This window comes from Haladaptatus sp. AB643, assembly GCF_024136975.1.
Lineage (GTDB): Archaea > Halobacteriota > Halobacteria > Halobacteriales > Haladaptataceae > Haladaptatus.
The window spans coordinates 31,342-57,595 of record NZ_JAMYJW010000012.1 but is presented as its reverse complement, the minus strand read 5'-3'; the positions used below and the strand labels follow the sequence as shown (position 1 = coordinate 57,595).

At 63.1% G+C, this 26,254-nt stretch carries 25 protein-coding genes; 9 read left to right on the top strand and 16 right to left on the bottom strand.

From position 1 onward, the window contains the following. Positions 1–41: 41 nt before the first annotated feature. Positions 42–617, bottom strand: a complete 576-nt coding sequence (locus NKF25_RS19750; RefSeq protein WP_253228353.1) for a DNA-3-methyladenine glycosylase 2 family protein — start codon at positions 615–617, stop codon at positions 42–44. A gap of 100 nt (positions 618–717) precedes the next feature. On the opposite strand from NKF25_RS19750, the gene NKF25_RS19745 reads away from it, so the two are divergent. Next, on the top strand, positions 718–1,059 hold the full coding sequence (locus NKF25_RS19745; protein WP_253228352.1) for a DUF6176 family protein: 342 nt from the start codon (positions 718–720) through the stop codon (positions 1,057–1,059). A 46-nt stretch (positions 1,060–1,105) separates the two neighbouring features. Here the strand turns inward: NKF25_RS19745 and NKF25_RS19740 are convergent, their stop codons facing one another. Then, a complete protein-coding gene (locus NKF25_RS19740) occupies positions 1,106–2,110 on the bottom strand; it encodes an LLM class flavin-dependent oxidoreductase (RefSeq protein ID WP_253228351.1) in 1,005 nt (334 codons plus the stop codon). 73 nt (positions 2,111–2,183) lie between these two features. Beyond that, positions 2,184–5,171 (bottom strand): FAD-binding and (Fe-S)-binding domain-containing protein, encoded by a 2,988-nt coding sequence (locus NKF25_RS19735; protein WP_253228350.1) that lies wholly within the window; start codon positions 5,169–5,171, stop codon positions 2,184–2,186. Positions 5,172–5,539: 368 nt separating this feature from the next. Here NKF25_RS19735 and NKF25_RS19730 point away from each other — a divergent pair, with 368 nt between their 5' ends. Next, complete coding sequence (locus NKF25_RS19730) at positions 5,540–5,839, top strand: PadR family transcriptional regulator (protein ID WP_253228349.1); 300 nt, start codon at positions 5,540–5,542, stop codon at positions 5,837–5,839. Here NKF25_RS19730 and NKF25_RS19725 read toward each other — a convergent pair. From NKF25_RS19725 to NKF25_RS19710, 4 genes are read right to left on the bottom strand one after another with little or no spacing between them, the layout of a single operon-like run. Further along, positions 5,836–6,483, bottom strand: coding sequence for a hypothetical protein (locus NKF25_RS19725; protein WP_253228348.1), 648 nt, complete (start codon positions 6,481–6,483; stop codon positions 5,836–5,838). The genes NKF25_RS19730 and NKF25_RS19725 overlap by 4 nt on opposite strands. Positions 6,484–6,534: 51 nt before the next feature. Continuing rightward, positions 6,535–6,924: a hypothetical protein gene (locus NKF25_RS19720; protein WP_253228347.1), complete on the bottom strand. Its 390-nt coding sequence runs from the start codon at positions 6,922–6,924 to the stop codon at positions 6,535–6,537. Positions 6,925–6,953: 29 nt separating this feature from the next. Further along, a complete protein-coding gene (locus tag NKF25_RS19715) occupies positions 6,954–7,667 on the bottom strand; it encodes a hypothetical protein (protein ID WP_253228346.1) in 714 nt (237 codons plus the stop codon). Beyond that, complete coding sequence (locus NKF25_RS19710; protein ID WP_253228345.1) at positions 7,664–8,542, bottom strand: NAD(P)H-binding protein; 879 nt, start codon at positions 8,540–8,542, stop codon at positions 7,664–7,666. Before NKF25_RS19710 ends, NKF25_RS19715 begins: the two co-directional genes overlap by 4 nt. A gap of 81 nt (positions 8,543–8,623) precedes the next feature. Here NKF25_RS19710 and NKF25_RS19705 point away from each other — a divergent pair, with 81 nt between their 5' ends. The 4 genes from NKF25_RS19705 (at position 8,624) to thrC (ending at position 11,613) form a co-directional block, all read left to right on the top strand. Then, on the top strand, positions 8,624–9,103 hold the full coding sequence (locus NKF25_RS19705; protein ID WP_253228344.1) for a DUF456 domain-containing protein: 480 nt from the start codon (positions 8,624–8,626) through the stop codon (positions 9,101–9,103). Between the two features lie 197 nt (positions 9,104–9,300). Continuing rightward, positions 9,301–9,582, top strand: a complete 282-nt coding sequence (locus tag NKF25_RS19700) for a hypothetical protein (RefSeq protein ID WP_253228343.1) — start codon at positions 9,301–9,303, stop codon at positions 9,580–9,582. A gap of 58 nt (positions 9,583–9,640) precedes the next feature. Further along, a complete protein-coding gene (locus tag NKF25_RS19695) occupies positions 9,641–10,402 on the top strand; it encodes an aldolase/citrate lyase family protein (RefSeq protein ID WP_253228342.1) in 762 nt (253 codons plus the stop codon). Beyond that, positions 10,399–11,613 (top strand): threonine synthase, encoded by a 1,215-nt coding sequence (gene thrC / locus NKF25_RS19690; RefSeq protein WP_253228341.1) that lies wholly within the window; start codon positions 10,399–10,401, stop codon positions 11,611–11,613. The genes NKF25_RS19695 and thrC overlap by 4 nt, the downstream gene beginning before the upstream one ends. A 498-nt stretch (positions 11,614–12,111) precedes the next feature. On the opposite strand, the gene NKF25_RS19685 is transcribed toward thrC, so the two are convergent. The 7 genes from NKF25_RS19685 to NKF25_RS19655 all read right to left on the bottom strand — a co-directional run bounded on the left by NKF25_RS19685 (position 12,112) and on the right by NKF25_RS19655 (position 21,372). Then, complete coding sequence (locus tag NKF25_RS19685) at positions 12,112–12,345, bottom strand: CDGSH iron-sulfur domain-containing protein (protein WP_253228340.1); 234 nt, start codon at positions 12,343–12,345, stop codon at positions 12,112–12,114. A gap of 49 nt (positions 12,346–12,394) precedes the next feature. Beyond that, positions 12,395–14,215, bottom strand: a complete 1,821-nt coding sequence (locus NKF25_RS19680) for a DEAD/DEAH box helicase family protein (RefSeq protein ID WP_253228339.1) — start codon at positions 14,213–14,215, stop codon at positions 12,395–12,397. 33 nt (positions 14,216–14,248) lie between these two features. Then, complete coding sequence (locus tag NKF25_RS19675) at positions 14,249–15,598, bottom strand: tRNA-dihydrouridine synthase (RefSeq protein WP_253228338.1); 1,350 nt, start codon at positions 15,596–15,598, stop codon at positions 14,249–14,251. Between the two features lie 204 nt (positions 15,599–15,802). Further along, positions 15,803–16,228: a DoxX family protein gene (locus NKF25_RS19670; protein ID WP_253228337.1), complete on the bottom strand. Its 426-nt coding sequence runs from the start codon at positions 16,226–16,228 to the stop codon at positions 15,803–15,805. A gap of 126 nt (positions 16,229–16,354) precedes the next feature. Continuing rightward, positions 16,355–16,912 (bottom strand): thioredoxin family protein, encoded by a 558-nt coding sequence (locus tag NKF25_RS19665; protein ID WP_253228336.1) that lies wholly within the window; start codon positions 16,910–16,912, stop codon positions 16,355–16,357. 114 nt (positions 16,913–17,026) lie between these two features. Beyond that, positions 17,027–20,251: a glucodextranase DOMON-like domain-containing protein gene (locus NKF25_RS19660; RefSeq protein WP_253228335.1), complete on the bottom strand. Its 3,225-nt coding sequence runs from the start codon at positions 20,249–20,251 to the stop codon at positions 17,027–17,029. A 128-nt stretch (positions 20,252–20,379) separates the two neighbouring features. Next, positions 20,380–21,372: a glutathione S-transferase family protein gene (locus tag NKF25_RS19655; protein ID WP_253228334.1), complete on the bottom strand. Its 993-nt coding sequence runs from the start codon at positions 21,370–21,372 to the stop codon at positions 20,380–20,382. Positions 21,373–21,690: 318 nt separating this feature from the next. Between NKF25_RS19655 and NKF25_RS19650 the strand changes: the two genes are divergently transcribed. Continuing rightward, entirely contained in the window at positions 21,691–22,653 is a 963-nt protein-coding gene (locus NKF25_RS19650; protein ID WP_253228333.1) for a sodium:calcium antiporter, read from the top strand. Here the strand turns inward: NKF25_RS19650 and NKF25_RS19645 are convergent. Both NKF25_RS19645 and NKF25_RS19640 read right to left on the bottom strand, forming a co-directional pair. Continuing rightward, positions 22,643–23,374, bottom strand: a complete 732-nt coding sequence (locus NKF25_RS19645; RefSeq protein WP_253228332.1) for an ArsR family transcriptional regulator — start codon at positions 23,372–23,374, stop codon at positions 22,643–22,645. The genes NKF25_RS19650 and NKF25_RS19645 overlap by 11 nt on opposite strands. A gap of 48 nt (positions 23,375–23,422) precedes the next feature. After that, positions 23,423–23,587: a hypothetical protein gene (locus tag NKF25_RS19640; protein ID WP_253228331.1), complete on the bottom strand. Its 165-nt coding sequence runs from the start codon at positions 23,585–23,587 to the stop codon at positions 23,423–23,425. 169 nt (positions 23,588–23,756) lie between these two features. Here NKF25_RS19640 and NKF25_RS19635 point away from each other — a divergent pair, with 169 nt between their 5' ends. Continuing rightward, complete coding sequence (locus NKF25_RS19635; RefSeq protein ID WP_253228330.1) at positions 23,757–24,941, top strand: MFS transporter; 1,185 nt, start codon at positions 23,757–23,759, stop codon at positions 24,939–24,941. 99 nt (positions 24,942–25,040) lie between these two features. After that, the gene (locus tag NKF25_RS19630) at positions 25,041–26,174 is read left to right on the top strand and encodes a citrate synthase/methylcitrate synthase (protein WP_253228329.1); all 1,134 of its coding nucleotides are present in this window, start codon (positions 25,041–25,043) and stop codon (positions 26,172–26,174) included. Positions 26,175–26,254: the final 80 nt, after the last annotated feature.

Below are 26,254 nucleotides of genomic sequence, written 5' to 3'. Positions count from 1 at the left end.
TGGACGTGAGTGGAATGGCGGTTCTCCCCTTGACAACTCCATCACGGATTTTTCTCGTCGGCGACGCGCCAGACGTAGAGGCTCGCGATGCTTCGATACGGTTTCCATACCGTCGCTTCCTCCCGCATTTCCGTGCGGGTTAACTCCCCGAAGAGGCGTTCCATCCCGCGACGAATGCCGAGGTCCTCGACGGGAAACACGTCCTCGCGTCCCAAGCCGAACATGAGGAACGTTTTTGCGGTCCACGCGCCGACGCCGTGGATTTCGGTCATCGTCTCGATTACGGCATCGTCCTCCATCTCCGCGAATCGCTCGCGGGTGAGGTTTCGCTCCTCGAACTCCCGCGCTGCACTTCGAAGATATTCGACCTTCTGTGCGGAAAGCCCCGCTTCCCGAAGCGTCCCCTCGTCCGCGGTGAGGAGGCTCTGCGGCGTCGGCTCGACCGATTCGAACAACCGCTCACGAATCGTCGCGGCGGCGTGCGTCGAGAGCTGTTGATTCACGATGGAGACGACGAGTCGTTCGAACGGGTCGTTCGCCGGGTCGAGCGTGAGTTGGCCGTGTTCGTCCACGTAGGGACCGAGAACCGGGTCGTCTTCGAGCGGAAGCGATGACATTCGGTTCGAACGAACGCATCGCATCCGTTTATCCGTGTGCTATCCGGGGTGAAAGTGTGAGGGCGATAGATTCTTCGGACGATAGAACCGTTCTCATGACGTGACCGAAGTAGTTCTCGTCAGACAGAAACACCACCCAGGAAAAACCGAGAAACTCCGTGCGTGGTGTGACGAACTGGAGGCGCGCGAGGACGAAGTGTTCGAGACGCTCGAAAACGAGGGTGTCCACACCGAATCCCGATTCCTTCGGTCCACTGACGACGGCGATTTCCTGTTCACGTTCATGGAAGCCGAGGACATCGCGGCCTCGAAGAAAGCCGTCGAGGAATCGGAGTTCGATATCGACGACGACCACGCGGTGGTGATGGCGGACGTCATCGTCGAGGGAAGTACGGAACTGCTGGTCCCGCTCGACCACTTTTCGCATCCGGCGCGGCCGTAAAACAGCGGAAATGGTGGGGTGTGTTGTGCGTCCTTGCGGTATAAAACTACCGGATATTCGGTGCGACGTCGTCGCCCAGTCGCTCCACGCAGTCGGCCATCGCCTCGGTACCGATTCCGGGGTGGTACGTTCGGAAGATGAAGTGCACGTCGTCGCCCAGCGCGTCGCGGTACTCGTTCAACTCCGCCGTGACTTGCTCAGGCGTGCCGAAGATGGCCTGTTCTTTCAGTTCTTGTTGTCGTTCTACCGGGAGTTCGTCCACCGACTCGCCGGAGAATATCTCGGCGTACCGTCGCTGGATGTAGAAGTAACCGGGCTTCATCGCCTCCCACGCTTCTTCCTTCGAATCGCCGACGAACCCGTGTTGGAGGACGTACACCTCGAAATCGCCCTCGATTCCTTCCTCCTCCCGAACGTGCTCGATGTCCTCTTTGCGCTTTCGGACGCCCTCGATGGACAGCGAGGAGGGCGCACACCACGCGTCCGCGACGCGTGCCGCACGCCGAACGGCGGGTTTGACGCCGCCGCCGTACATGATGGGAATTTCCGACTCGGGTTTCGGCGTCACGCTCACGTCCGGCGAGACGTCGTGGAACTCGGCGTCGTAGTCGAGTTCCCCGTCCGACCAGGAGGCACGGAGGAGTTCCGTCAGGTCGGTCATGCGTTCGACACGCTCCTCGCGTGGGACGCCGAACGATTCGAACTCGCGGGGGTTCGACCCGATGGCGAGCCCCATCGTCAGTCGTCCATCGGACAGCAGGTCGACCGTCGCGGCGTCCTCCGCGAGGCGAACGCCGTCGTAGAGCGGGGCGAGTGCGATACAGGAACCGAGTTCGACGTTCTCCGTTCGGGCGGCCAGCGCCGCGAGCGAGGGCATGGTGGAGGGGAGATAGCCGTCCTCGGCGAAGTGGTGTTCCGACACCCACATGCTGTCGAGGCCGGAAGCGTCGATCACCTCGCCCAACTCCAGCATCTCGTCGTAAATCTCGGTCATCGAACGGTCGTCGTCCGGGCGTCGCTGGCAGGTGAACAGCCCAGTCCCGAGTTTCATACTCGAAAATCGAACGCCGATACCTTAATCGTTTATAAGGATGGTTGGCGGCGAAGCGCCGCCATCTCCACCCTCAGTATGAGTTTCCGCCACTCCGGAGCGCGTCCGCGACTTTCTCGATGGGATGCGGCGGCCGCGTCTCGCCAGCGCGGTCACCGAGTTGCGTCCGGCAGGATGCGCCGGGCGCGACGACGGTTTCCGCGCCGCTGTCCTCGACTTGGTCGAACAGGATCCGTCCGATGGCCTGCGAGAGGTCGTATTGCTCGGCTCGGTAGCCGAAACTGCCCGCCATGCCACAGCACCCGCTGTCGAGGGGGTCCACCTCGTACCCTGCCCGCCGAAGGACGCCGACCGCGTGGTGGTCCCGATTGAGCGCCTTCTGGTTGCAGTGGCCGTGATAGGAGAGCGATTCGGCCACGCCGCGGAACTCCATGTCCTCGTCCAGTCGCTTGCGGTCGATGAACTCACAGACGCCGTAGGTGTTCGCCGCGACGTCCTCGACGGCGCGGTTCGAGACGAGGTCCCGATACTCGTCCTGGAACATCACCGCGTCGGAAGGTTCCACGAAGACGACCGACCAGCCGTCGTCGACCCGGGATTCGAGCGCCGCGACGTTCGCTTCCGCGTTCTCGCGCGCCGTGTCGAGGAAGCCTTCCGAGTAGGCCGCCCGTCCGCTCGGCGCGAGGTCGGTCGGCACTTGGACGTGAACGCCGGCGGCTTCGAGGACTCGGACGGCGGCCTTGCCGGGTGCCGGATAGCTGTAGTTCGTGAACGTGTCCGGGACGAACAGCACCCGCTCGGTGGCGATGTCGGGCGGCACGCGACTCCCGCGCGATTCGAACCAGTCCACGAACGTCTCACGACTGAACGTCGGCAGGTCGCGCTCGGGGGCGATACCGAGGGTCCTCTCGGCGATCGCGTCCGCTCCCGGAAGCCGCGTCGCCCAGTTCGACAGCGGGGCGAGCGCGCTCCCGAGCGCCGAAATCCTGTGCACGTTCGCGAAGAACGTTTCGCGTCGGTCCGCACCGCGTTTCTCGTGGTCGGCGTGTTTCACCTCGGCCTTCAGTTTCGCCAAATCGACGCCGGTGGGGCAGTCGTGAGCACAGCCCTTACAACCCAGACAGAGGTCCAGCACCTCCTCCTGAAACCGGTCGGTGAACAGTTCCTCGGTCGGAATCTCGCCGCTGATGGCGGCCCGAAGGAGGTTCGCCCGCCCCCGCGTCGTCGTCATCTCGTCCTTCATGCCGCGGTAGGACGGACACATCGTCTCGCTTCCGGTCTGGCGGCAGGTGCCACAGCCGTTGCAGAGTTCGACGAGGTGCGAAAAGCCGCCTTCCTCCGAAAAATCCTGCACCGTCGTCGGCTCCAGTGAGGAGTATTCCGGCCCGTAACGGAGGTTTTCTCGCATGTCGGCTTCGTCCTCGTCCCGAAACACGACCGTTCCGGGGTTCATCCGCCAGTCGGGGTCGAACGCCGTCTTGAGGTCCTGAAACGCCGTCCACAGTTGCTCGCCGTACATCTTCGGGTTGAACTCCGTTCTGGCGAGTCCGTCGCCGTGTTCGCCCGAAAACGCCCCGTGGTGGTCGAGGACGAGCGAGGTCACGTCGTCCGCGATGGAGTGCATCGTCTCGATGCCCTCGGCGTCTTTGAGGTTCAGAATCGGTCGAATGTGAAGCGTGCCGCTTCCCGCGTGGGCGAAGTAGGCCGCCGTGGTATCGTGATCTTCGAGCACGTCCATGAACTCGCGGACGTACTCCGCGAGTTCCTCCGGCGGCACCGACGCGTCCTCGATGAACGGATACGGTTTCGGATCGCCCTCCATGCTCATCAGCAGCGGAATCGCGGCCTTTCGGAGCTTCCAGAGGTCCGCCTGCTCGTCGGCCGTGTAGGCTTCGAGCACGTCGAACGCCTCGCCCGCGTGGACGAAGTTGGCGTTCGTCTCCGCGATGGCGTCCTCGAAGTCGTCCCGGAGTTCGTCGTCGAACTCCAACATCAGGGCGGCTTCCGCCCGTTCCGGAATCGGAGCGGCGTACTCCGCGAACTCCGTCGAGTCCCGGGCGAGTCGGAACACCTCGTCGTCCATCAATTCGACGGCGCTCACATCGAATTCGAGGGCTTCCGGAACCGCCTCCATCGCCGACACGAGGTCGTCGAAACAGTAGAGCGCGAGTGCGGTTTCGTCGGGGCGCGACACCAATTCCAGCGTCGCGCGCACCACGATACCGAGCGTCCCCTCCGCGCCGACGAACAGTTTCGAGAGGTTGATGTATCGGTTTCCGTCCCGCTCGGAAATCACCTTGTGGAGGTTGTAGCCGCTGACCGAGCGCTTGAGCGTCGGATAGCGCTCCTCGATAGCGTCCTCGTTGTCCTCGACGAGTCCCCGGACGGTTCGGTACAGTTCGGCCTCCCTGTCGTCACGTTCCACGATTTCGTCCCACTCCTCGCCGTCGAGTTCGACGTCGCGGGTGTGAATCAGCGACCCGTCGGCGAGGACGACGTCCAACTCGGCGGTGTACGCGTCGGTGATGCCGTAGCGAACCGAGTGCGCACCGGTGGAGTTGTTGCCGATGCCGCCGCCGACCGTGGCCCGGTTGGAGGACGCCGGATCGGGCGCGAATTTGAGCCCCCACTCCGCGAGGTAATCGTCCAAGTCGTCCTGCACGACGCCGGGTTCGACCACCGCTCGGCGCTCGTCGGGTGCGACGTCCAGAATGGAATCCATGTGGCGCGAGAAGTCGAGGACGACACACCCTTTTCCGACGGTCTGCCCCGCGAGCGACGAACCGGCACCGCGCGGGAGGACGGGCATGTCGTGGTCAGCCGCGATGCGCGCCGCTGCTTGTACGTCCTCGACATCGGTCGGGTAGACGACCCCCGCGGGCTGGGATTGGTATATGCTGCCGTCCGTCGCGTACAGGATGCGCGTGTACTGGTCGAAGCGGACGTCACCATCGACTACGGCACGCAGTTCGTTCGCGAGGGAGGGATGCGTGTCCGAGACTTCGTGACCGAGCGAGGCGCGGTACGTTTCGAGGTCGGGATTGTCGTCCCGTGTTGCCATGCGAGAGATAACCAGACACATGGGCATAAATACGGGGTTGAATAAACTTGATCCTGCTAGATATAAACAAACGTGTCTCGTACTCGATGAATCTGGAATCGTGCCCGACAGGTCTCAAAACGGACGTTTTAAGCTATCCTTTCGTTCGGAAGGCGTCCGTATTTCGACGTGTCCTACCCCGAGACGTGACGGGTGGGGAACTATCTATAAAGTTTGGCGAGAGCCATATTATGTCATTCGAACAACTGGTCCTCGATAGGAGAATAGTCGAGAGGGGGATCACGAAATCGGAAGAAGGCGTCGGGGTAGGTTGCGATTGGCCATTACTCTTTTGTCTATTGCATGATTCTGTAGGGCTAGGGAGAACCATGCACGACCTGACTGGTTTCCAGCGAGACCTTCTGTACGTCATCGCTGGTTTGGACGAACCCCACGGCCTCGCCATCAAAGAAGAACTCGAAGCGTACTACGAGAAGGAGATTCATCACGGCCGACTGTATCCGAATCTCGATTCGCTCGTCGATAAAGGGTTGGTGGAGAAGGGACAGCGAGACCGTCGGACGAACTACTACACGCTCACCCGCCGAGGAGCGCGGGAAATCGAAGCGCGACGCGAATGGGAAGAGCGCTACGTCGGCGCCGACCTCAGTCAAACGCAGACCGCTTAAGGAGAGAGTGCGGTACCGAGGACCGCCGCGTTCAACGCTCTGATCTGAGCGAACACCGAGCTTGACTCATTTACTTTGTAGCCTTCACCTGACGGAGTGAGAACGCCGAGGTCCGCGAGTGGTTCGACGTGCATCCACACTGATTTTCGGGACAGACCGACGAGTTGGTGAAGGTCGTCCTGCGTGAACACCTCGTCCTGATCCATCGCGAGTAGTGCGTCCAACAGCAGTCGTACCTCCTTCGGCCGTGTCAGGTCACGAAAGCCGTCCGACGCGCCGCGTTCGTCCGCCGCACCGCGCAACTGCGCGACTGTGTTGGCGATGACGCTTTCCGAGTTCGGGCGGTACGTTCCGTCGTCTTCGCGGAATACATGGAGTTCCACGAGGTCGTCCAGGCTTCGGTCGACGCTGTCGGCTCCTTGGTCGAGTTCGTGCGCGAGTTCCTCTAGCTCCCACTCGCCGCCGGTCGCGGCGGCGAGACGAACCAGCTCTCTGGTCGCGGGGTCGCGGGTCAGAAAGAGCCAGCCGGACGGGTAAGCCGCCCGTGCCGCCTGAATTCCTTCTTCGTCCGCAAGCCCCAACATGTCGTCTCGATTGTGGGTCGTGCGGAGGGTCCAATCTCGGGAGTCTACATGGAGCGCCATTAGATTGCATTGTCCCGCCGATGGTATATAATGGTTGTACTCCGAAAGTGACTAGTTTTCCGGATTCGACTCACACGAAACGCTCCACGAGACGGGAGATTCCGCGGACAATCGTCGATAGATAGACTTCAACCCCTCAGAACGGGTGTCCGGAAGGATGTGTAGTTCGACGGAACCGTAGCGCACGACGACGCGAAAAGTCGTGTCGTGTTCGCGGTCGCGGACGAGATACATCGGGACGGGAAGGTCGAACCAGTCGCCGTAGGTGTAGGAATCCCCGTCCAGTACCCGCTCGACGAGCGCCACGAGGTCGTTCTCGGATGGGTCGGAGTCGGGCGAGAGTCGAAACAGCGTCTCCCCTTCGTAGCAAACGCCACCCCGTCGCGGATACGTTCGGCGCGGACGGTAGGGAATCGAGAACGGTGGGTCGCTGTCGGACATGGACTATCAGCGAATTACACCGTCATCGGTTAAATAGTTGAGCGGCGGGTACGGATAAAAATCGCACTCCCGGAGACGCAGAGGACGGCGACGACGTGTCCGACCAGTGCGAGCACCAGCAGGTCGTAGCCCCAGACGAAGGGGACCAGGACGAGTTGCAACACGGCGAAGGCGATGACGACCGCATCGACACGCCGGAGGTCCTGGCGCGTTTCCGACTCGCTCGGATACTTCACGGAGACCCAGAAGCCGATGACGCTCGCCCACCACGCGGTGCCGATACGGTAGCACACGTCCCAGAGGACGAGCAGGGTGAGGAACACGGCCGGAATCGGGGGCGACGTCCCGAGCAGGGATTCGAGCAGCGGCGCTCCAGTCCGAGGCGTGTACACCAGCAGGTAGGTGACCAATGCCACGTAGGCGAGGACGCCGAGAACCACCTCGATACTCGATCCGAACAACAGTTTTCGGTACGCCATCGGAATCGTCAGATCCCGCACTCGTCGTCCGATGAGGAGCATCAGCGCGCTTCCGGCGGTGGCGACGACGATCGCCGCGGTACCCGCCGGAACGGCGTGCCAGAGGTCGTATCGCCACGCGAGCAACAGCATGAGTCCCTCGAAGAGGACGAACTGAATCGTCAGTGCGAGCCAATCGGGGAACGTGACGCCCGGAATCCCGTCCACGATGCTCTCGTAGGCCCATCGATACTCCGGCGTATTCATCCGGTTTGCCCTGCTCATGCGATTGCGCGCCGCACGGCGTCGTCGAAGGGTGTCAGTTCGATGGGAACGAGCGAGCGGATTCGGTCGTCTTCCACGACGGTGCGCGTCTTCAGTCCGAGGATGAGCGGATGCGCGACGTCTTTGGGGACGTCGGTGACCAGATCGACCCAGTAAGCCGAGAGTTGCGGCGTGAGGACGGGAACCGGGACCATCGTCGCGCGTTTGTCGAGCAGTTCGCCCGTCCGAATTACCATCTCGCCGTAGGTCAGTACGTCCGGACCGCCGATTTCGTACGTTTCACCGGCCGTCTCCGGCGTGTCGAGGACCCCGACGAGATAACCGACGACGTCCTCGATGGCGATGGGTTGGCAGTTCGTCCGGACCCATCGTGGCGTTATCATGAGCGGCAGGCGCTCGGCCAACTGTTGGACCATCCGGAAACTGGCGCTGTCGCCGCCGATGACGATGGCCGCCCGCAGGACAGTGAGGTCGTACGCCCCGGTGCCGAGGATGTACTCCACTTCCCGGCGCGATTTGAGGTGATCCGAGAGCGTGACCCGTTCTCCGCCGAGTCCGGAGAGATACACCACACGGGAGAGTTCCGCCCCCCGAGCGGCCGAAACGAAGTTCCGCGCCGCGACTCGGTCGTGTGCCATGAAGTCCTCGCTCTCGCCCATCGAGTGGACGAGGTAGTACGCGGCGTCCACTCCGTCGAAGACGCCGCGAAGGCTCTCGCGGTCGTTCAAGTCCGCTTCCACCACTGACACGCCTTCCGGCGGGTCGTACGTCGAAGCGTTCCGAGTCATCGCCACGACTTCGTGACCCCGTTCGATCAGTTCGGGGACGAGGTTGCGGCCGACGAACCCGGTTGCTCCGGCGACGAGTACCCTCATTACTCGAAACTCGGGCGCTACGGTTCAAAAGCTGTCGGGGCAACCTGAAGGGTTATGGCTCGCAACCGCCTCCTCTGTCACATGGATTGGCCCTTCCTCCTCGCCCTCGCCCTCCTGCTCGGTGGCGTTCTCGGAAGCGTCGCCCCCCTCGTGCCGGGTGTTCCCCTCTCGCTCGCGGGAATCTACGTCTACTGGTGGGGGACGAACTTCCACAGTCCCGGCCTCGCCTTCGTCACCATCGCAACGGTCGTCGGTATCGCGGCGTTCGTCGCCGACTACGCAGGAAGCGCGATTTCCGCACGCGCTGGCGGTGGATCGATGGTGTCAGCCGCCGTCGCGGCCGTCGTCGGAATCGTCGCCCTGTTCGTCACGGGACCCGTGGGAATGCTGGTCGCCGTCGCGCTCGCCACCTTCGTCGTCGAACTCACGCGGACGAACGACCTCCGACACGGTGCACGAACCGCTGGCTTCGCCGTCCTCGGCATGCTCGCGTCGGCGGTCGTTCAACTGCTCGTGACCGGTTCGCTGCTCGTCGGCTTCCTCGCCGTCGTGTTGTTCTGAACGGCCGCCTTCCGCCGCTTTTCGCCCATTTTCATTCTACCAACATGAATAATATTGTGAATTTGGAGCTCTTCGGGTCAGGCTTTCCCGTCTACGCCCGGCATCATCACGACCGGTCCAGTTACTGAACTACCGTATTGAATAATTTTAAATCAGTTGCCTGATTTGTAGATGACGACAGCCATAGGCGCCTTTCCATGCAAGCTATCGAAATCACCTACATACTACTCAGCATCGTTCTCGCGGCGACCGGCCTCACGATGGTCGGTTTGGCGATGCGTGCCTACCTTCAGACCTCCCGACGGTCGATGCTCGCCCTCTCTATCGGGTTCTCGATTCTCGTCGCGGCCGCAATCGCCACCACGTTCAGCGCGTTTCTCACGGATTTTCACAACACCAGACTGCTTTTGACGGTGAACTACGGCGTCTCGACGGTCGGCTATCTGTTCGTCATCTACAGCGTGACCGGCGCGGACTGAAGTGACTCGAATTTCCCCGACCGGACCCTATTTTTCCCTCCTTCGCGTTCGAATTCCCATGAGCCAACTCGCGGACGCAGTTCGTGCAGGTGATCGCACCGTCGGATCGTGGATTTCCATCGGCCACCCGGCAGTCGCCGAGATGAGCGCCGAACTCGGCTTCGATTTCGTCGTCATCGACGCGGAACACACGGCGATGTCGCTGGAGACGGTCGAATCGCTCGCCCGTGCAGTGGATGCGGCGAGCGGCGACACCGAACCGCTCGTCCGCGTGGCCGACGACGACCCCGCCCGACTCAAGCGCGTCCTCGACACCGGCGTTTCCGGTGTTATCGTCCCGATGGTCGAGACGGCCGACCAGGCCCGAACCATCGCGGATGCGACGCGTTACCCGCCGGACGGGATCCGCGGAGTCGCCGGAGCGCGGGCGTCGCGGTACGGACTCAGCTTGAGAAAATACTTCGAACGGGCGAACGACGAGCGTCTCGTCGTCGTCCAAATCGAATCCTCGACCGGCGTCGAAAACGCGGCCGACATCGCCGCGGTCGCAGGTATCGATGCGCTGTTCGTCGGCCCGGCGGACCTCTCCGCGTCGCTCGGTCGGTTCGGCGACACCGACTCGCTCGACACCGAGATTTCCGCTGTCTTGGCCGCAGGTCACGAGGCGGACGTCCCCGTCGGCACCATCGCGCTCGAGTCCGAAGACGTGGAGCGTTGGGCCGACGCCGGATTCGACTTTCAGGTCGTCGGCATCGACGCCGACTACTTGCTCTCGGGTGCGACGAACGCCAAGGAACGCTACGAGGACGCGATCCGATGACGGCCGAGATGACGCTCGTCTGTCATCAGTGTGGCAACGAGGTGAACGCGGAAACGCGCGCACGTTGTTCGTGCGGCGAACCGCTCTGGCCGAAGACCGATGCATCGGATTTTTCGTGGCCGACGGTCTCGGACCCCTCCATCTGGCGGTATTCGGCGTTGCTCCCGGTCGGGCATCCGTCGGCGACTCCCGGTATCTGTTCGGCGGTCGGCGGAACGCCCCTCCTTCAAACGCCGCGGTTGGACGAGTACGCCGGGTGTTCACTGTGGATCAAGGACGAGAGCGCCAATCCGACGGGCAGTTTCAAGGACCGGGGGAGTGCGGTCGGCGTCGCCCGCGCGCTCGAAACTGGCGACGAGTGGGTCGGAACCGTCTCGCACGGCAACATGGCGATGAGCATGGCCGCGACCGCCGCGGGCGCTGGCCTGAACTGCCTCGTCTTGGTCCCCGACGACATCCCGACGGAACGACTCGCCCACATCGCCCAGTTCGGTCCGACGCTCGTGCAGGTCGAAGGTGACTACGGGCGACTGTACGACGTGAGTCTCGAATTTTCGGATATTCGGTTCGTGAACTCCGACGCGCCGCTTCGGGTCGCGGGCCAGAAGACGACGGCGCTCGAAATCTGTGAGTCGTTCGCCGCACGAGGAACCGGTTCGACCGTACCGGATGCCATCGTCGCGCCGGTCAGCAGCGGCGGGCACGCCAGCGCCATCTGGAACGCCCTCCGTGAACTCCGGAGCGCGGGGTTGCTGGATTCCGCGTCGCTTCCGCGACTCTACTTCGTGCAGGCCGCCGCTTGCGACCCGATTGCGAGGGCGTATCGGGAGGGAGCGAACGAGGTCGAACCCGTCGAGGGTGGCGAAACCGTGGCGTACTCCATCGCCAACGCGTCTCCTCCGAGCGGCAACCGAGTCCTCGCGGCGGTTCGTGATACGGGCGGTGCCGTGCTCTCAGTCGAGGACGATGCGATTCTCGATGCGAAACGTCACCTTGCCAGTCGTGCGGGGTTGTGCGTCGAACCCGCCTCCGCGACGACGCTCGCGGGAATCCGTCGGCTTTCCTCGGCGGGCGAAATCGCTCACGACGAGTCGATCGTCGCCATCGCGACCGGCACCGGGTTTCGTGAACGCTCGTCCATGACCGACCGCCCCGAATCGGTCCGGATCGACGACTTGCCGTCGCGCGTGGAGTCCTTGGTGTCCGGATAGCACTTCGCCAGTATCGTCTCGCTCTCGATGGTCGCGCCGTTCACCATCACGTCCACGCTCGTGAACACGATGCCGTTTCCGTACGGTTCGACCGTTTTCCCCGTCATCGGTCCGACGAGCGCCTTCCCTCGGTGGCCCGTGACGGTGTCCTCGTAGTAGATGACGAGGTCGTACTGCACGTCCTTCGGTTCGACCCTGACGGTCACGTTCCGGCAGGTGTAGTCGATGTCGGCGGTCACGTCGACCGTCTGGAGCGCCGTAGCGTCCGCTGTCGGTGTTTCGTCCCCTGTCGCCGGTTTACCGGTCGCGACCGTTTCCCCACCCAAACCGATCCCGGTGACCACGACGACGACGATCGCGGTCGTCACCAGTTTCCGTCCCATTCTCCCGAGATGCATACCGTCGGCACGCCATCGATTCGGTTAGGCGTTGTTGCCGACCCCGCTGGTCGTGTTTTCCGCTACTCGTCGCGTTCTCCGCTATTTGTCGCGTTCTTCCCTATTCGCCGCCGTCCTTGTAGACGATCTCCTCGATTTCGCGCCGCTCGCCGTCCTCGTACCGATACACTGTCCCCGCCTCCTCGTCCCTCGTGGTTCGGTGCGTGCCGTCGCAGAATGGGTAGTCCGACGAGAGACCGCACATGCAGATGGCGATGTTCCCCTTCTCGTCGTCGAAATCGTCTTCATCAACTTTCAGCGGACCGGTCGCATCGTGTCGCACTTCGCGGGCCATGGTTCGACTTGTGCCCGACCGTACTTCAGTCCCGTCGCCGACTTCCGGGCTACTCCTCGTCCCGTTCGTCCAGCACGGTTTCCTGAATCCGGATTCCTTTCGACGCCAGATGGCGCAACTGCTGACGGGCGAACTCCTCCTCGCGGGTGCCGCGCGTCGCCAGCACGTACATCCGGGCGCGTCCGGCGGGGCGCATGGTCCGTCCGGCGCGCTGTGCACCTTGCCGCCGTGACCCGCCGAGACCGGACGCGACGATGGCGATTTCGGCGTCCGGGAGGTCGATACCCTCGTCGCCGACGCGGGAGATAACGAGGGTGTCTTCACGCCCGTCGCGGAACGCCTGCAAGTGACGTTCGCGTTCCGGGTGGCGCATCTGTCCGCTCAGGAACGGCACGTCGAGGGCCTCCGCGATCCGGTCGCCCTGTTCGAGGTACTCCACGAACACCAGCGCCTTCGAGGTGGGATGTTCGGCGAGGAGGAACCGGATCTCGTCCAATTTTGCGGGATTCGTCGCCGCGATCTGGCGCTTACCGCGCCCGTCGGCGTTTGCGTACTCGCCCTGATAGGTCTCCTCGTCCCAGCCGACGTACCGTATCTCGACTTCCGGCTCCGCGACGAACCCGGCCTCGAACAGCGCGTCCCAATCGGTTCCGATTGGGGGGCCGATGAGCGTGAAGATGTCCTTTTCTTTGTCATCTTCCCTGACAGGAGTAGCGGACAGTCCCAAGCGGTGCTTCGATTGGAGGTTCGCGCTCCGGCGGAAGACTCTGGATGGAATATGCTGACATTCGTCGTACACGATGAGTCCCCAACGTCGCTGGTCGAACAACTGTCGATGGCGGTCCATCCCGGCGGTTTGGTAGGTCGCAATCGTCACCGGCCGGACGTTCTTCTCGCCGCCGTGGTACTCGCCGACCTGCTCTCGCGTGAGGGTGGTGTGGGCCAGTAGTTCGTCGCGCCACTGCCCGGCGAGTTCGCGGCCGGGAACCAGAATCAGCGTCTCGCCGGAGACGGCTTCGAGGACGCCCATCGCGGCCACCGTTTTCCCGCTGCCGGGCGGGCCGACGAGGACGCCGGATTTCAGGTCGATGAACTCCTCGACCCACTCGCGCTGGTAGTCGCGCAGGGAGAGCGCGCACTCGACGGGCAGTTCGTCGCCCGTCTCCAACTCGCGTTCGTCCTGAACGGGATACCCCGCCTCGTACAGGATTCGCTTGACTTCCGCGACCTTGTCCTCGGCCACCCAGCTCTCGTCGTCGGCGATGGGAGCCCGGAGGTGGTTATCGTTCAACTTCTGCCGGGCGACGTTCCCCATCAGGTCGTCGCTTGCGGCCTGCAGGACGACGTAGCCGTCCTCGTGGGTGTAGAGGCGGAACTGCTTCGCTCGTTTCCACTGCCCCTCGATGAACGACTCCAAATCCGGCGACGGTTCGGGGAGCACCTGCCGGACGGTTCGCATCAGGTTATCGAGCGAGTCGTAGGGTGCGGACCAGATGTCCTCCTGTCGAACCTGATAGCTGTAGCTCCCGGCCCGCGTCGTGTCGGTGAGGTGGGCGAACTGCGAAAGCTGTGCTCGCGTGAACTGTTCGGGCTGGTCGGCGACGATCTCGCGGCGCTTCGGGAACACCACGATTCGCTCGCGGTCGGCCAGTCGCTCCCACTCCGTCGGGAACCAGACCACCGGGTCGTTCTCCACGTCGAGGCGCGTCACGTCGCGCTCGTCCCGCAGTCGTTCGAGTGCGCGGTTGGCGTCCTCGTGCGAACGGTCGAGGACGCGGGCGACTTCGTCGGCGGTGAGCACCGGCCGCCCGATTTCCTCGATGGCGTCGTAAAAGTCCGAAATCTCGTACTCGTGCTCGTCGTCGGTCACTGCCCTTCGTTTGGATGCCCCCTCGAATACCCGTTACGACTCGGTGCGGTCGGCGTCGGTTTCGCTCCAGTTTCGCTCGTAGGCACCCTCTTTCCGGAGTTTCCCGCTCCGTTCGAGCACGCTCGGGGTGCGACAGACGCCGCGAGCACCGGCCGCCTGCGGAACGGTGCAGTTGTTGCAGTTCTCGCAGGCGACGGCCGCCTTCTTCCCTTCCAAAATCCGCGCCGGAAGCCGTGGCTCGGCGTAGAACGGCCTCCCCATTCCTACCGCATCACAGGACCCGTCCGCGAGCAGTCGGTCGATCTGCGGTCGATTTCGAATCCCGCCCTCGGCCAGCACGGGGATCGAAACCCGCTCCGCCACGCGGCGAGTGAACGGCCGATTCCACGCCGGGTCGAAGTCGTATTTCAGCGATTGGAGCCAGTTGAGCAGGGCGACGACGGCGGCGCGTGGCTTGCTCCCGAACGCCTCCTCGTACCCCTCTCGGAACCGCTCGTCGCGCCACGCGCGGGCCGGAAACGCCCCGCGGATGATGCTCGCGTCCCAGAACACTGAGGCCTGTACCGGCACGACAGCGTCGAAACCGGCCGCCTCCAATCGGTCGCAGATTCGAATCCCGTCGGCGAGCGAGAGATGTCGCCGGACGAAGACGGGAGCGGTCGTTTCGGCCGGTACTTTCGTCATGATCGGCACGTCGGGACCGACGCGTTCCCGAATCTCGTCGTACACGACTTCGAGGAATCTCGTTCGGGCGGCCAGCGACCCGCCGAACTCGTCGTCGCGCCGGTTGTAGAACGGCGAGAGGAACTGCTGGACGATGCCCATGTTCGCCCCGGCGATGTGAATCCCGTCGTAGCCCGCGTCAACCGCGCACGCCGCCGACCGGCCGAAATCAGCCGCGAGGTCGTACACCTCTCCCGTCGAAAGGACGTGTGGGTCGTAGTCCAGAAAGCTCAGTGTATCGAGCAGTCGAAGAACGGCTGGCGGTCGGGAAACCGCCAGTTGCCGTAAATCGGGATGTTTCCGGCGATAGCCCGCGTGCCACGTCTCCATGCTCCGCAAGCCGCCGTGTTCCAGTTGGATGAAAATTCGGCTTCCGGTCCCGTGGCCGTGAATCGCGTCCGTGAGTCGGGAGAGACGGGAAACGAACCCCGAGTCGTGCACCCGCGTCATCCCCGGCGCGGCACAGCCCCCCGTCCCGCGGACGATGGTCGCCCCTTGACAGATCAGTCCCACGCCGGACTCAGCGGCGGGTTCGAGTTCCCGAATCAGGACGTCCACCGCGTCCTCGCCGTTGCCAGCACATTCGAGCAACGGGGCGCGATAGAGCCGATTCGGCAGTTCGATACCCCCGATTTCCAGCGGGTCTTCGAGTTGCGGCACGTTGACGGTGAATTCGTCCGATTCGCTCGTAAAGGTTTGCGCGAAAACAACGGCCTCGTGGGGAGTGGTCGATTTTTCGATTCGGAGGACTGTCGCTGCTGGGTGGCTGTGCTCCTAACAGATAACGTCCGAAAGTCGAAATCACCACACCTGAAGCTACTCCCGTTCGAAAATTCGAAATGGAAAAGACCGCACGCGACCGCCTTATCGTTCGCTCTGTTGCTTCTTCTTCGCCTTTTCGTTCTCGGCAACGCCGAGGAAGGCGAATGCCGCGCCCAGCATGGCGGCGTTCTTCAAGAAGTGGTTCTGTTCGTTCCCCCGTTCCTGTCCCTCCTGATTCCAGAAGTCGTGGGTGAACGGCGTGACGCCGACCAAGAAGCTGATGGCGGCGCTGGCGGCGAGTCCAGGAAGCTTCCACAGACTGATTCCGACGCCGCCGACGACGAGGAGCCAGTGGGACGCCACCACGGACAACTCGGGCATCGGGATGCCTTTCGCTTCCGCGTAGCCCGCCTGTGCTTCGATGTTTCGAAATCCGGAAATCCCCATGTACGTCAGCAGGCCGCCGAAGATCACTCTGGCGAGCCTGAATCCGGTTGATTTTGCTACCGTGTCGCTGCTTTCTGCCATGGCTGACTACACGTCCAATCGCCACTTATAGCTGATTCCCAAAATGTTCGGTATCGCTCACGTCGGGTCCTGACATCGGTGTTACCGCCCCGGATGCTACCGATTATTGCTTTTATTTGTTCCCTTTCATTTCCACTTGATCGAGCACCCACGCGACGGCAGGAACTCCAAGTCAACGTCCTCGCCCGCGAGCACGCTGTCGATGGCGTCGCGGATGTAGAACTCGGTGGCTTCGGCGTCGGGATTCAACGCGTCGTCGAGTCGGCCGTGGTAGGCCAGCGTGAACGTGTCGCCCTCGTTACGGAGCAGGAACGGGTCGGGCGTGCAGACCGCGCCGTAGGACTCCGCGACTTCCTGTGTCTCGTCGTGGAGGTAGGCGTCGTAGGCGATGGTTCCGTTCTGAACCATCTCCTGCATGTTGTCGAAGGAGTCCTCCGGGTACTCCTCGGCGTCGTTCGCGTTGACGCCGACGACGGCCACGTCGTCGTACTCCTCCGCGAGGTCGTTCAGCAGGTCGAACTTCGCCTTCGCGTAGGGACAGTGGTTGCAGGTGAACACGAGCAACACGGCGTTGTTGTCGGAGAAGTCCGACAGCGTGTGAAAGACTCCGTCAGTGCCGCGCAGTTCGAAGTTCGGCACCGGATCGTCGCGTCCGATTTTCTCCTCGGATTCCTTCAGTACCATATCTACTCGTTTTCACCGAACCCTCAAAACAGGTTCGCCCACATCAGGTGGTTTTCGTCGGTGAAAACAGCGGAAACGGTGGTCTCGTGGAATCGCCCCGTCTCCCTTCCGCTCTCAGAGCGACAGGTACGGAATCGTCGCCAACTCGTCCGCCGAGTAGGCGAGGGCGTCGGACTGACTCACGCCGTCGGGCGTCACGAGGTCGATGACGTTCGGGTTCATCGAGTCGTCGCGCCCGCCGCCGAAGGTGTAGCCGCCAGCAGTCGCGTTGACGGGTCGAATCCGGCCCGGACTGTAGCCGTCCTGTCCGAGCAGCAGCGGCACGAGTCGCATGCCCGTCAGGTCGCCGAACACCGATTTCGGCAGTTCGAGTTTCACCGCATCGACCGACCCGTACCCCGTTATCGTCACGTCCTGCGTGAGTTCGCCTCCGTCGGCACCTTCGACGCGGGCCGGAACGAATCCTTCCGCGACGACGCGGTAGTGGTACGGCGCTTCGAACGTCGCGTTGACGCCCTCGCGTGCGGCCGTCGTCCCGTCCGCGTCCGACTCGTCGGGGTCACGGAGGTACACCTGAATCGTCTGGAGCGACAGTTTGTTGCCGCCCCACGGGTTCGTCAACTCGCCCGCGAGGGAGAGCAGGAACTGATAGCTGTCGTCGGTCTCGTAGACGCCGAACCCCTTGATGTCGAACGCGCCGTCCACGAACTCGCCGGAGGTCGGATAGGTGTACGAACCCGGTCCGTCGTCGTCGCCTTCGGGGTCGTCCCACGTCGCAACCTCGTCACCCACATCGACGTATGCGACCGTCTTCCGTCGCACCACCGTGCCCAACTCGTCCAACGAGTCGGTGTCCGTTGCGGCCGCCACGGTGATGCCGCTCTCCCCGTCGCCGACTTCGACTTCGACGCTGAACTCGCCGCCCTCGCGGACGACGGTATCGGTCGGCGTCTTCACGACGACCGTCGCGCCGTCGGTTTCCCCGGAAATCGTCACGGTTCGATCCGTGACCGGCGAGGACGGGAACTCGACCGAGAGGTTCGGTCCGTCCGGGACCTCGCCGTCGGCGTATCGCCCTGCCACGAACTTCGGCGTCTCGACCGGCCGTCCGGCCTCGACGCCGTAGGCGAGGCGGACGAACTGCGCCATGCTCCACGAGAGCGGGGTCGCCGACCCGGTTCCTTCACCGAACTCCCACCCGTAGTCGGTCGGGTCGGGTCGGTCCCACACTTGCTCGGGAATCATCCCGCCCGAGTTGGCGAACTTCGCCATCGTACCGAGCAGGGATTTCGGGTCGTACCGGCGCTCGCACCCCGTGAGAAGTTCGTACTCGCCACGCTCGCCGGTGAAGATGGGCCAGAGTCGGCCCTGTCCTTCGTTGTCGAGCGTCCACGGACCGCCCTCGCGGTAGTCGTCGTTCGGGTCCTCCCCCTGTTCGCCGTAGCCGTCGTCGTTGTAGCGGTAGAACGCCGGACCGTACGGCGTCTCGACTTTGATGGTGTCGTCCACGACGGCCAACGAGTTCCGAACGACCGGGTCGTCCCACGGCTTGACGCCGAGACGGACGAGTTCGAGGAATCCCGCGTCGATGACGTTCCGCTCGTCCAGCGTCGGCCCGCCGTTGTTGATGGCCCGTGGTGCCCCGTCGTCGGGATCAGTATCGTCGTTGATGCGGAAGTAGTAGGGCGTGTTCGTGTGTTTCTCGGTCCCCTCCGTCGTCGCCATCCACTCCTCGGTCTTCGCTTGCCAATCGTCGGCCAGCGCGAGGTAGACGAGCGCGTCGGCGTCCTCCCCTTCCGTGTCGGCAAGCGCGGCGGAGCAGGCGAGCCCGGCGATTTCGGCCGCCGTCGTGCTCGGCGAGTAGCCCGACTCCTCCTCCCATCGTTCCTGGCCGGTCGCCGGACCGTGCCCGACGACGTACTCCGTCGAGCGGCGAACGTTCCCGTAATCGTAGCTCACGTCGTCGAACCCGATGCCGTGGCGCTCGTGCAGTTGGTACGCCATGATCTGCGGGAACGAGATGTTGTCCATCTGTTCGCCGCCCCAGCGCGTTCGCCCGTCGAGGAACGTGTTTTGGGGCAGGAATCCCTCCTCGTCCTGCTGATACTCGTACAGGTATTCGACGGCAGCAATCGCGCTCTCCTCGTCTCCCATCGCCGACATCGCCGTGAACGCCTGATACAGGTCGCGCGACCAGACGAAGTTGTAGCCGTAATCCGACGGTTCGTTCGCCACCACGGCGTCGCCCCACGGGACGCTCGGACTGGCGACCCCCGCACCGCGGAACCGCTTCGACTCGGCCGCTTTCAGTGCCATCGCGCTGGCGTTGAACTGCCGTCGTAGGTCCGAATCACTTCGCACGCTCTTCGGTACGTCGACGCCCTGCAGATAGCTCCGCCACGATTTCGCGTAGCGCGCTCGTACCTTCGAAAACGGCGAGGAGAGCGCCGATTTCGCCTCCGCGTACGCACTCCTTTCGTCCGCGTTTTCGGCGAAGCCGAGCGCGACGGTGGCCTTCAGGTGTTCCGTTTTCGTTCCGAGACGCCCGACGAGGGCGATGTTCCCGGTCGCCTCGTCGTATCTCGTGTCCGCCGATCCGTCCGTCAGTAGCGGCGAGATGCTGTCGCCGCCGATCACGTCGACCGTCGTCCACTCGAATCCGGCATCCGCGACGAGCGCCCCGGCGACGTTGTACGGGTCGCCGTTCTCGTCCAGAATGACGGCATCGCCGTCGTTTTCGGCCGTGTCGTGTCCCGCCAAGTACTTCGAACTCCCATCGGATTTCGCGTGACCCATGTCGCTCATTCCGCTGTTGGAGAACGCCGTGTCGGCGAGGGCGTACACGTCGTACTTCGTGCTCCCGCTGAACTTCACGTCCGCGAGAAGCGCGTCGTGGTCCGGATGCGCCGCGTACTCCACGACGAGTTCCCAATTTCGGTCGCCGGTCGCGGTTATCGTCTGCCGGAACGAGAGCGAATCGTCGTCGACCATCTCGGTCGTTCGCTCGACGCCTTCCTCGTCGTCGTCCAATCGAGAGACGTCGAACGAGCGAGCGACGTAGCCCTCTTTCGGCGCGGCAACGACGAAATCGAGCGTTCGGAGGTTGATATAGTCGATCCGCGGGAACCGCGTTTCGGTCAGCGCGCCCTCGGTGAGGGTGAACCAGACCCGCGACGGGTCGTCCGCGTCGTGGTCGGCGACGGTGCCGACGCCGTACTTCTCGCCCGTCGTCCAGTGGGCGTCGGTGCCGCCGGTCGGCATTCCCTCCGCCGTTATCGGTGTCGCCATCGCCCCGGTAACGCCCGCCCCCAGCAGTGTCAGCGCGGTCCGCCTCGTCATATCGAATGTTTTCTCGCGCACGACACAATCTACGATGATTGATTACTTCATACTTTTCCAAAGATAATTATCTATAATTTCTGATTCATGCTTTCGTTGTTTCAGCCGATGTCGCTCCGGCAGTGATCTCAGCGACGGATTTCTTCCGGTGGCCCGCCCGCCAATCGCTCCCTATCGTGCTCCGCCTCAAAATCGAGTTCCGGGCCGACGGGTACGATTCCGGTCGGGTTGATGTCCGTGTGGCTTCGGTAGTAGTGCTCCTTGATATGGTCCATGCGGACCGTTTCGGCGACGTCCGGTAGTTGCATCAACTCCTTCAGGTAGTTCCAGAGGTTCGGATAGTCCACGATTCGCCGGACGTTGCATTTGAAATGCGTCGCGTACACCGCGTCGAAGCGCACGAGCGTCGTGAACATACCCACGTCCGCTTCGGTCAGAACCGGGCCGCAGAGATACCGCTGCTCGGCGAGCACGTTCTCCCAGTGATCGAGCGCGTCGAACAGTTCTTCGACGGCCCCTTCGTAGGCCGGTTGCGTCTCCGCGAATCCCGCGCGATACACCCCGTTGTTGATGGGTTCGTAGATCGCTTCGATGGTTTCGTCCACCTCGTCGCGGTACTCCTCGGGATACAGCGTCACGTCACGGTCCGCGACGTCATCGAACGCGATATCGAACATCCGCATGATCTCCTTCGACTCGTTGTTCACGATGGTCTCCTGCTCCTTATCCCAGAGGACGGGCACCGTCACGCGCCCCGTGAACTCCGAGTCGGCGTTCGTGTACACCTCGCGGAGGTAGTCGGCCCCGCTGATGTGGTCGGGTGTACAACCAGACGTTTCGGGCGAGAACTCCCACCCGTCGTTCTTCCGATGCGGGTCCACGACCGACACCGAGATGTGGTCGTCCAGTCCCTTCAGCGCCCGCGTGATGAGCGTCCGGTGTGCCCACGGACAGGCGTACGAGACGTACAGGTGGTAGCGTCCCGACTCCGCCGGAAATTCACTGTCCGGGTCCGCCTCGACCCACTCACGAAACGAGGTCGTTTGCCGTTCGAACTCCCCCTCGTCGTTCGTCGTCTCGTACGCGTCCGTCCGCCACTCGCCGTCGACGAGCATGTTCATGTCTACCGATAGGTCTTTCCTGGCCTTAGCGGTGGGGTTCCCCCACGTTCCTTCCGCATCCGTTCGGGGGACCCGGCCGCTACCCGTCCCTTGGCCGGTCGATTCTATCTGTCCCTTCATCCTTTCCAGATCTCTATCTGGATATCTGTACAGATTTCTTCCTGGATAGCTATATAGAAATCCAGCATCAGGCACCGCTTCTCCGCGGATACGACCCCGTCGAAACACCTCCGTCCCGTTGGACCCCCTCCCTGAATGGATGGCTTCCCTCGTGAAACGTCTACGTCGCTTAATGTTCTCCGTCGTGTACTTCCCCTCATGGCACTTTCGCCTCCGATTCTCGCTGTCGGGGCGTTCGTCGTCGGCGTCGTACTCATCGTGTACAGCGTCGAGGAACTGGTCGAAAACATCACGAAATCCGCAGTGTTGACCGGCTTGTCCCCGTTCGTCCTCGCTATCCTCTTCGCCGGGATGGACGTCGAGAATTGGGTGTTCGGCGTCGCCGCGATGCTCGGTGATCTTCCGGGTATTGCTATCGGGTCCGCGCTGGGATCGGGTCTCTTCCTCGTCGGTGTCGCCGTCGCCATCGGCGGATTCCTCACACCGTTCGAAACCACGGTAGACCGCGATTACCTCCTTCTCCTGCTCGCCTCCCCGCTCGTCTTGTTAGCCTTCATTTTCGACGGAAGACTGTCGCGGCTCGACGGCGTCGCCCTGCTCGTCATCTTCGTGCTCATCCTCGGGTACATCTATCGCGAGGAACGAGCTGGCCGGGAGACGTTCCGGGACGAGGAAACCCAAGAAGCGGTCGAAGCGGTCGAATCCAGTGGACACGGTGGCTGGTACTACCTCGGCTTGTCGGCCCTGTTCGTCGTCGGCATCGTGCTCGGATCGGAGTTGGCCGTTCGAGGCGCACGGGGTATCGTCACCGCGTTTAGTCTCGACGGGACCGTGTTCGGAATGACGTTCGTCGGAACGGCGATGTCGCTGGAGGAAGTGTCGCTGGTCGTCGTTCCAGTTCGCGAAGGGAAGCCGAGTATCGCCATCGGAAACGTCGTCGGAAGTCTGCTCTTCTTTTCGACGGGAAACGTCGGGCTGCTCGCGGTGACACGACCGTTCGCGCTCTCGCCCTCGGTGCTGCTATTCTACTGGCCCGCATTCTTCATCGCCACCGTCGTGACTGGCCTATTTCTCTACCGCGGCCGCATCGGACGCCCCGAAGCCGTCGTCTTCGGTCTCATTTATCTGGGTTGGTGGGTCGGTGGGTACGTTATTTTCTGACTTCCCGAACGCTCATCCCCTCATCCACCGAAACGGTCTGTTCGTCGTCCGCGAACTTCAGCGTCAGCCAAACCGTGTTCGGGTCCTCGGAGACGACTCGCGTGTCCACGTTTTTCGATATCTCGTCGAATCTCCAATGAGGTACCGTAGTGATATCGACTCCGTGGTCGTAGCAGAACGAAACCACGGCGGGATGGTCGATGACGTTCTCGATGATCGAGGTTCGAAGAAATCCCCGGCACCGGTCGCAGGTGTGTGTAATCTCGATTTCGCCCCCATCGATTCCGATTTCGTGGCTGACGGTACTCGCACACCACGGACAGATGCCGTCCCGAAGGAGGACTACCAGTCGTCTCGTCCAGCGATCGAACGCTCCGATACGGTCGTCGTCCGACCTGTTTTCGAGTCCGGCGGGGGGATACGGGGCGTTCGATACCGACTCGTCGCAGGTGGGGCAGTACGCGTAAAACACCTGATGGTCGTATCGCAGTTCGAGCGGGGATTCACAGTTCGGGCACCGCTCGTCGAGCGGAATCGGGTCGATTGCGTCCGGTCCCATGACGCTCCCGAGCATCGCTCGATAGAGCGCGATGCCACCGGCGAGATGCGTATATCCGTCGTCCGTTTTCCGGAGGAACGTTCCGTCGAGCGCGTTCAAATGGTACTGAAACCCGCCGCTGTCACGCATCCCGACGGCGTCTTTCAGCTCGGTGAACGTCACCAGAAGCCCTTGTCTTCTGGTTGGCGAACGAATCGCTCTGCGATTCGTTCACGTTGCCGTCCAGTTCGGCGCATTCCAGAGTACGTACAGGATTTTCAGTCGGGTTTCGTTGGCGAGCAGTTGGAAGGCGTTCCGGAGTTCCTCGTCCTCGGGTTCCGACGTCACGATTTCCCGTTCGATGGGGAGGAATTTCATCGGGTCGGTTTCCCCCACCAATCATGACAACGATCCAATTGAAACGTCGTTCAGCGAACCCTTTTCTCACCCGGTTGTGTCCCTCTCGGTACGAACGCGCCAGTGACGGCGCACGAAACATGAATCCACGACAGAGATACTTCCATTCGATTCGCACCGGTTTCGAACCGTCCACCGAACACCCACGATGCCATCGCTGAACGAACTCATCCGCCGGTTCTACGCCTACCGTGGCCTCACTTCCGAGGGATTCGTCTACCCCATCCTCACGGTTCACGCGCTCGCACAGGGACTCGACCTCGCCGGTGTCGGCTTCGCCGCGGGGTCGTTCTTCGTCGGCACGCTCCTCGGCGAGATTCCGACCGGTTACCTCGGCGACCGAATCGGCCGTCGGAACGGCCTCGCCCTCGGGTCGGTGCTCGTCTCGTTGACCCACCTCGGCTTCGCGTTCGCCCACTCGCTCGCCGGGTTCGTCGCGCTCTGGGGGTTCTGGGGTGTCGCGGCGACGTTCCGCTCCGGCACCACGGACGCGTGGCTGTACGATACGCTCTCGGATCACGGTGAGACCGCCTCGTTCGCCCGAATTCACGGCCGCAGTAGCGCGACGTTTTACGCCGCCGCCGCGACGACCGCGCTCGTCGGCGGGGTGCTCTACGAGCAGTGGGCCCCGTTGCCGTTCCTCGCCGCGGCGACGTTGACGGGCCTCGGAACCCTCATCGTCCTGACGCTCCCCGAACCGTCGGCCAGCAGCACGAACGAGGGATTTTCGCTCGCCGACGCGCGCACCGCACTCGTCCGCGTCGTCTCGAACCGCCGCGTTCGGTCGTTCGTCCTCCTCTCGGGCGTCGCCATCGCCGTTCCGGAAACCGTGGACGTGTTCGTCCAACCGGTCGCGCTCTCGGTCGGGTTCACCCCCGCCACGCTCGGCGGCCTGTACGCGGGACTGATGCTCGCCGCCGCCACCGGGTCCTCCGTCGCGGCCAGAATCGGCGAACGGTTCGGTATCGGCGGCTGGTTCACGCTCGGGCCGCTCCTCCTCGCCTGCGGGTTGCTCGGCGCGAGCGTCGTTCCGGTCGTCGCGCTCCCGGCGTTCCTCCTCTCCCGCGGAACGAACACCGTCTACGGCACCCTTCAGAGCACGTTCCTCAACGACCGAATCACATCACACGGCCGCGCGACGACGCTCAGTGGCGTCTCGATGATCCACGCGCTCCTCTTCTTCCTCGCCCGCACGGTTGGCGGGACGCTGGCGAACGCAACCTCCCCGCTCGTCGCCCTCGCCACGTTCGGGTTCGTCGCCGTCGGTTCGGTCGTCGTCTTCCGCTCGGTTTCCGATCCGTTCGTGTCTCGCGGGTCGGTCGCCGTCGACTGACCGACTTCCGTGCGGAATCGTCGGTTCTTCACGAATTAAAACCCCTCCTGGGAAATATAGGGTATATATCACCTTGCTCCTTGTAACTTCGTTCGAAGCATGACCGACCAAACCACGAACGAGGGACTGGAGGACGTCATCGTCGCCGAAACCCGGCGGAGCTACATCGACGGGGACGCCGGTGAACTGGTCATCGCGGGGTATCCGCTCGCGGAACTCGCCGAGAACGCGACGTTCGAGGAGACGGTCTTCCTGCTCTGGAACGACCGGCTACCGACCGCCGACGAGTTGGCGTCCTTCCGCGCCGACCTCGCCGAGTACCGCGACCTCTCCCCAGCGACGCTGGACCTGCTTCGAGCGGCCGCGGCGGACGACGCCCCGCCGATGGACGCGCTTCGGATGGGTGTCGCCGCCGCGACGCTCGGCCACGAAACCGACGGCTCCGAGGACGAAGCACGACTCCTCGTCGCGCAACTGCCGACCATCGTGGCGGCGTACTGGCGGCTCGAAAACGGCGAGGAGCCGGTTTCCCCCGACGACGACCTCTCCCACGCCGCGAACTACCTGTACATGCTCACGGGCGAGGAACCGACCGACGCCGAGATTCGCGGGTTGGAGACCTACCTCAATTCGGTCGTCGACCACGGTCTCAACGCCTCTACCTTCAGCGCGCGGGCAATCGTCTCGACCGAGACGGACCTCGTTTCGGCCATCACCGGCGCGGTCGGTGCGCTCAAGGGACCGCTTCACGGCGGCGCACCTGGCCCGGTGCTCGATATGCTCCTCGACATTCACGAGTCCGGGGATACGGAGGAGTACGTCGAAGACAAACTCGACGCCAGGGAGCGAATTATGGGGTTCGGCCACCGCGTCTACAACGTCCGAGACCCGCGTGCGGCCGTCCTCTCGTCGGCCGCCGAATCGTTCTACGAGTCGGGAGGGGAACGCGAGTTCTTCGAGACGGCGAAAACGGTCGAAACGACGACGACCGACCTGCTGGCCGAGCGCAGGCCGGACCTCAGTCTGGCGACGAACGTCGAGTTCTACACGGCCGTCCTCCTCCACGGTATCGGGATTCCGTCCGAACTGTTCACGGCGACGTTCGCCGTCGCTCGCGTCGGCGGTTGGACCGCCCACTGTCTGGAACAACTCGACGACAACCGCATCATTCGCCCCCGTTCGTCGTACGTCGGCGGGGAAAACCGCGAGTGGCGACCGGTCGAGAACCGCTAACTGGGTATCTTCAGCCACTAACTACCCATCACGGTTCGTTTTCGGTCATCGACTACCACCGGGACGACCCGAGCCATCGA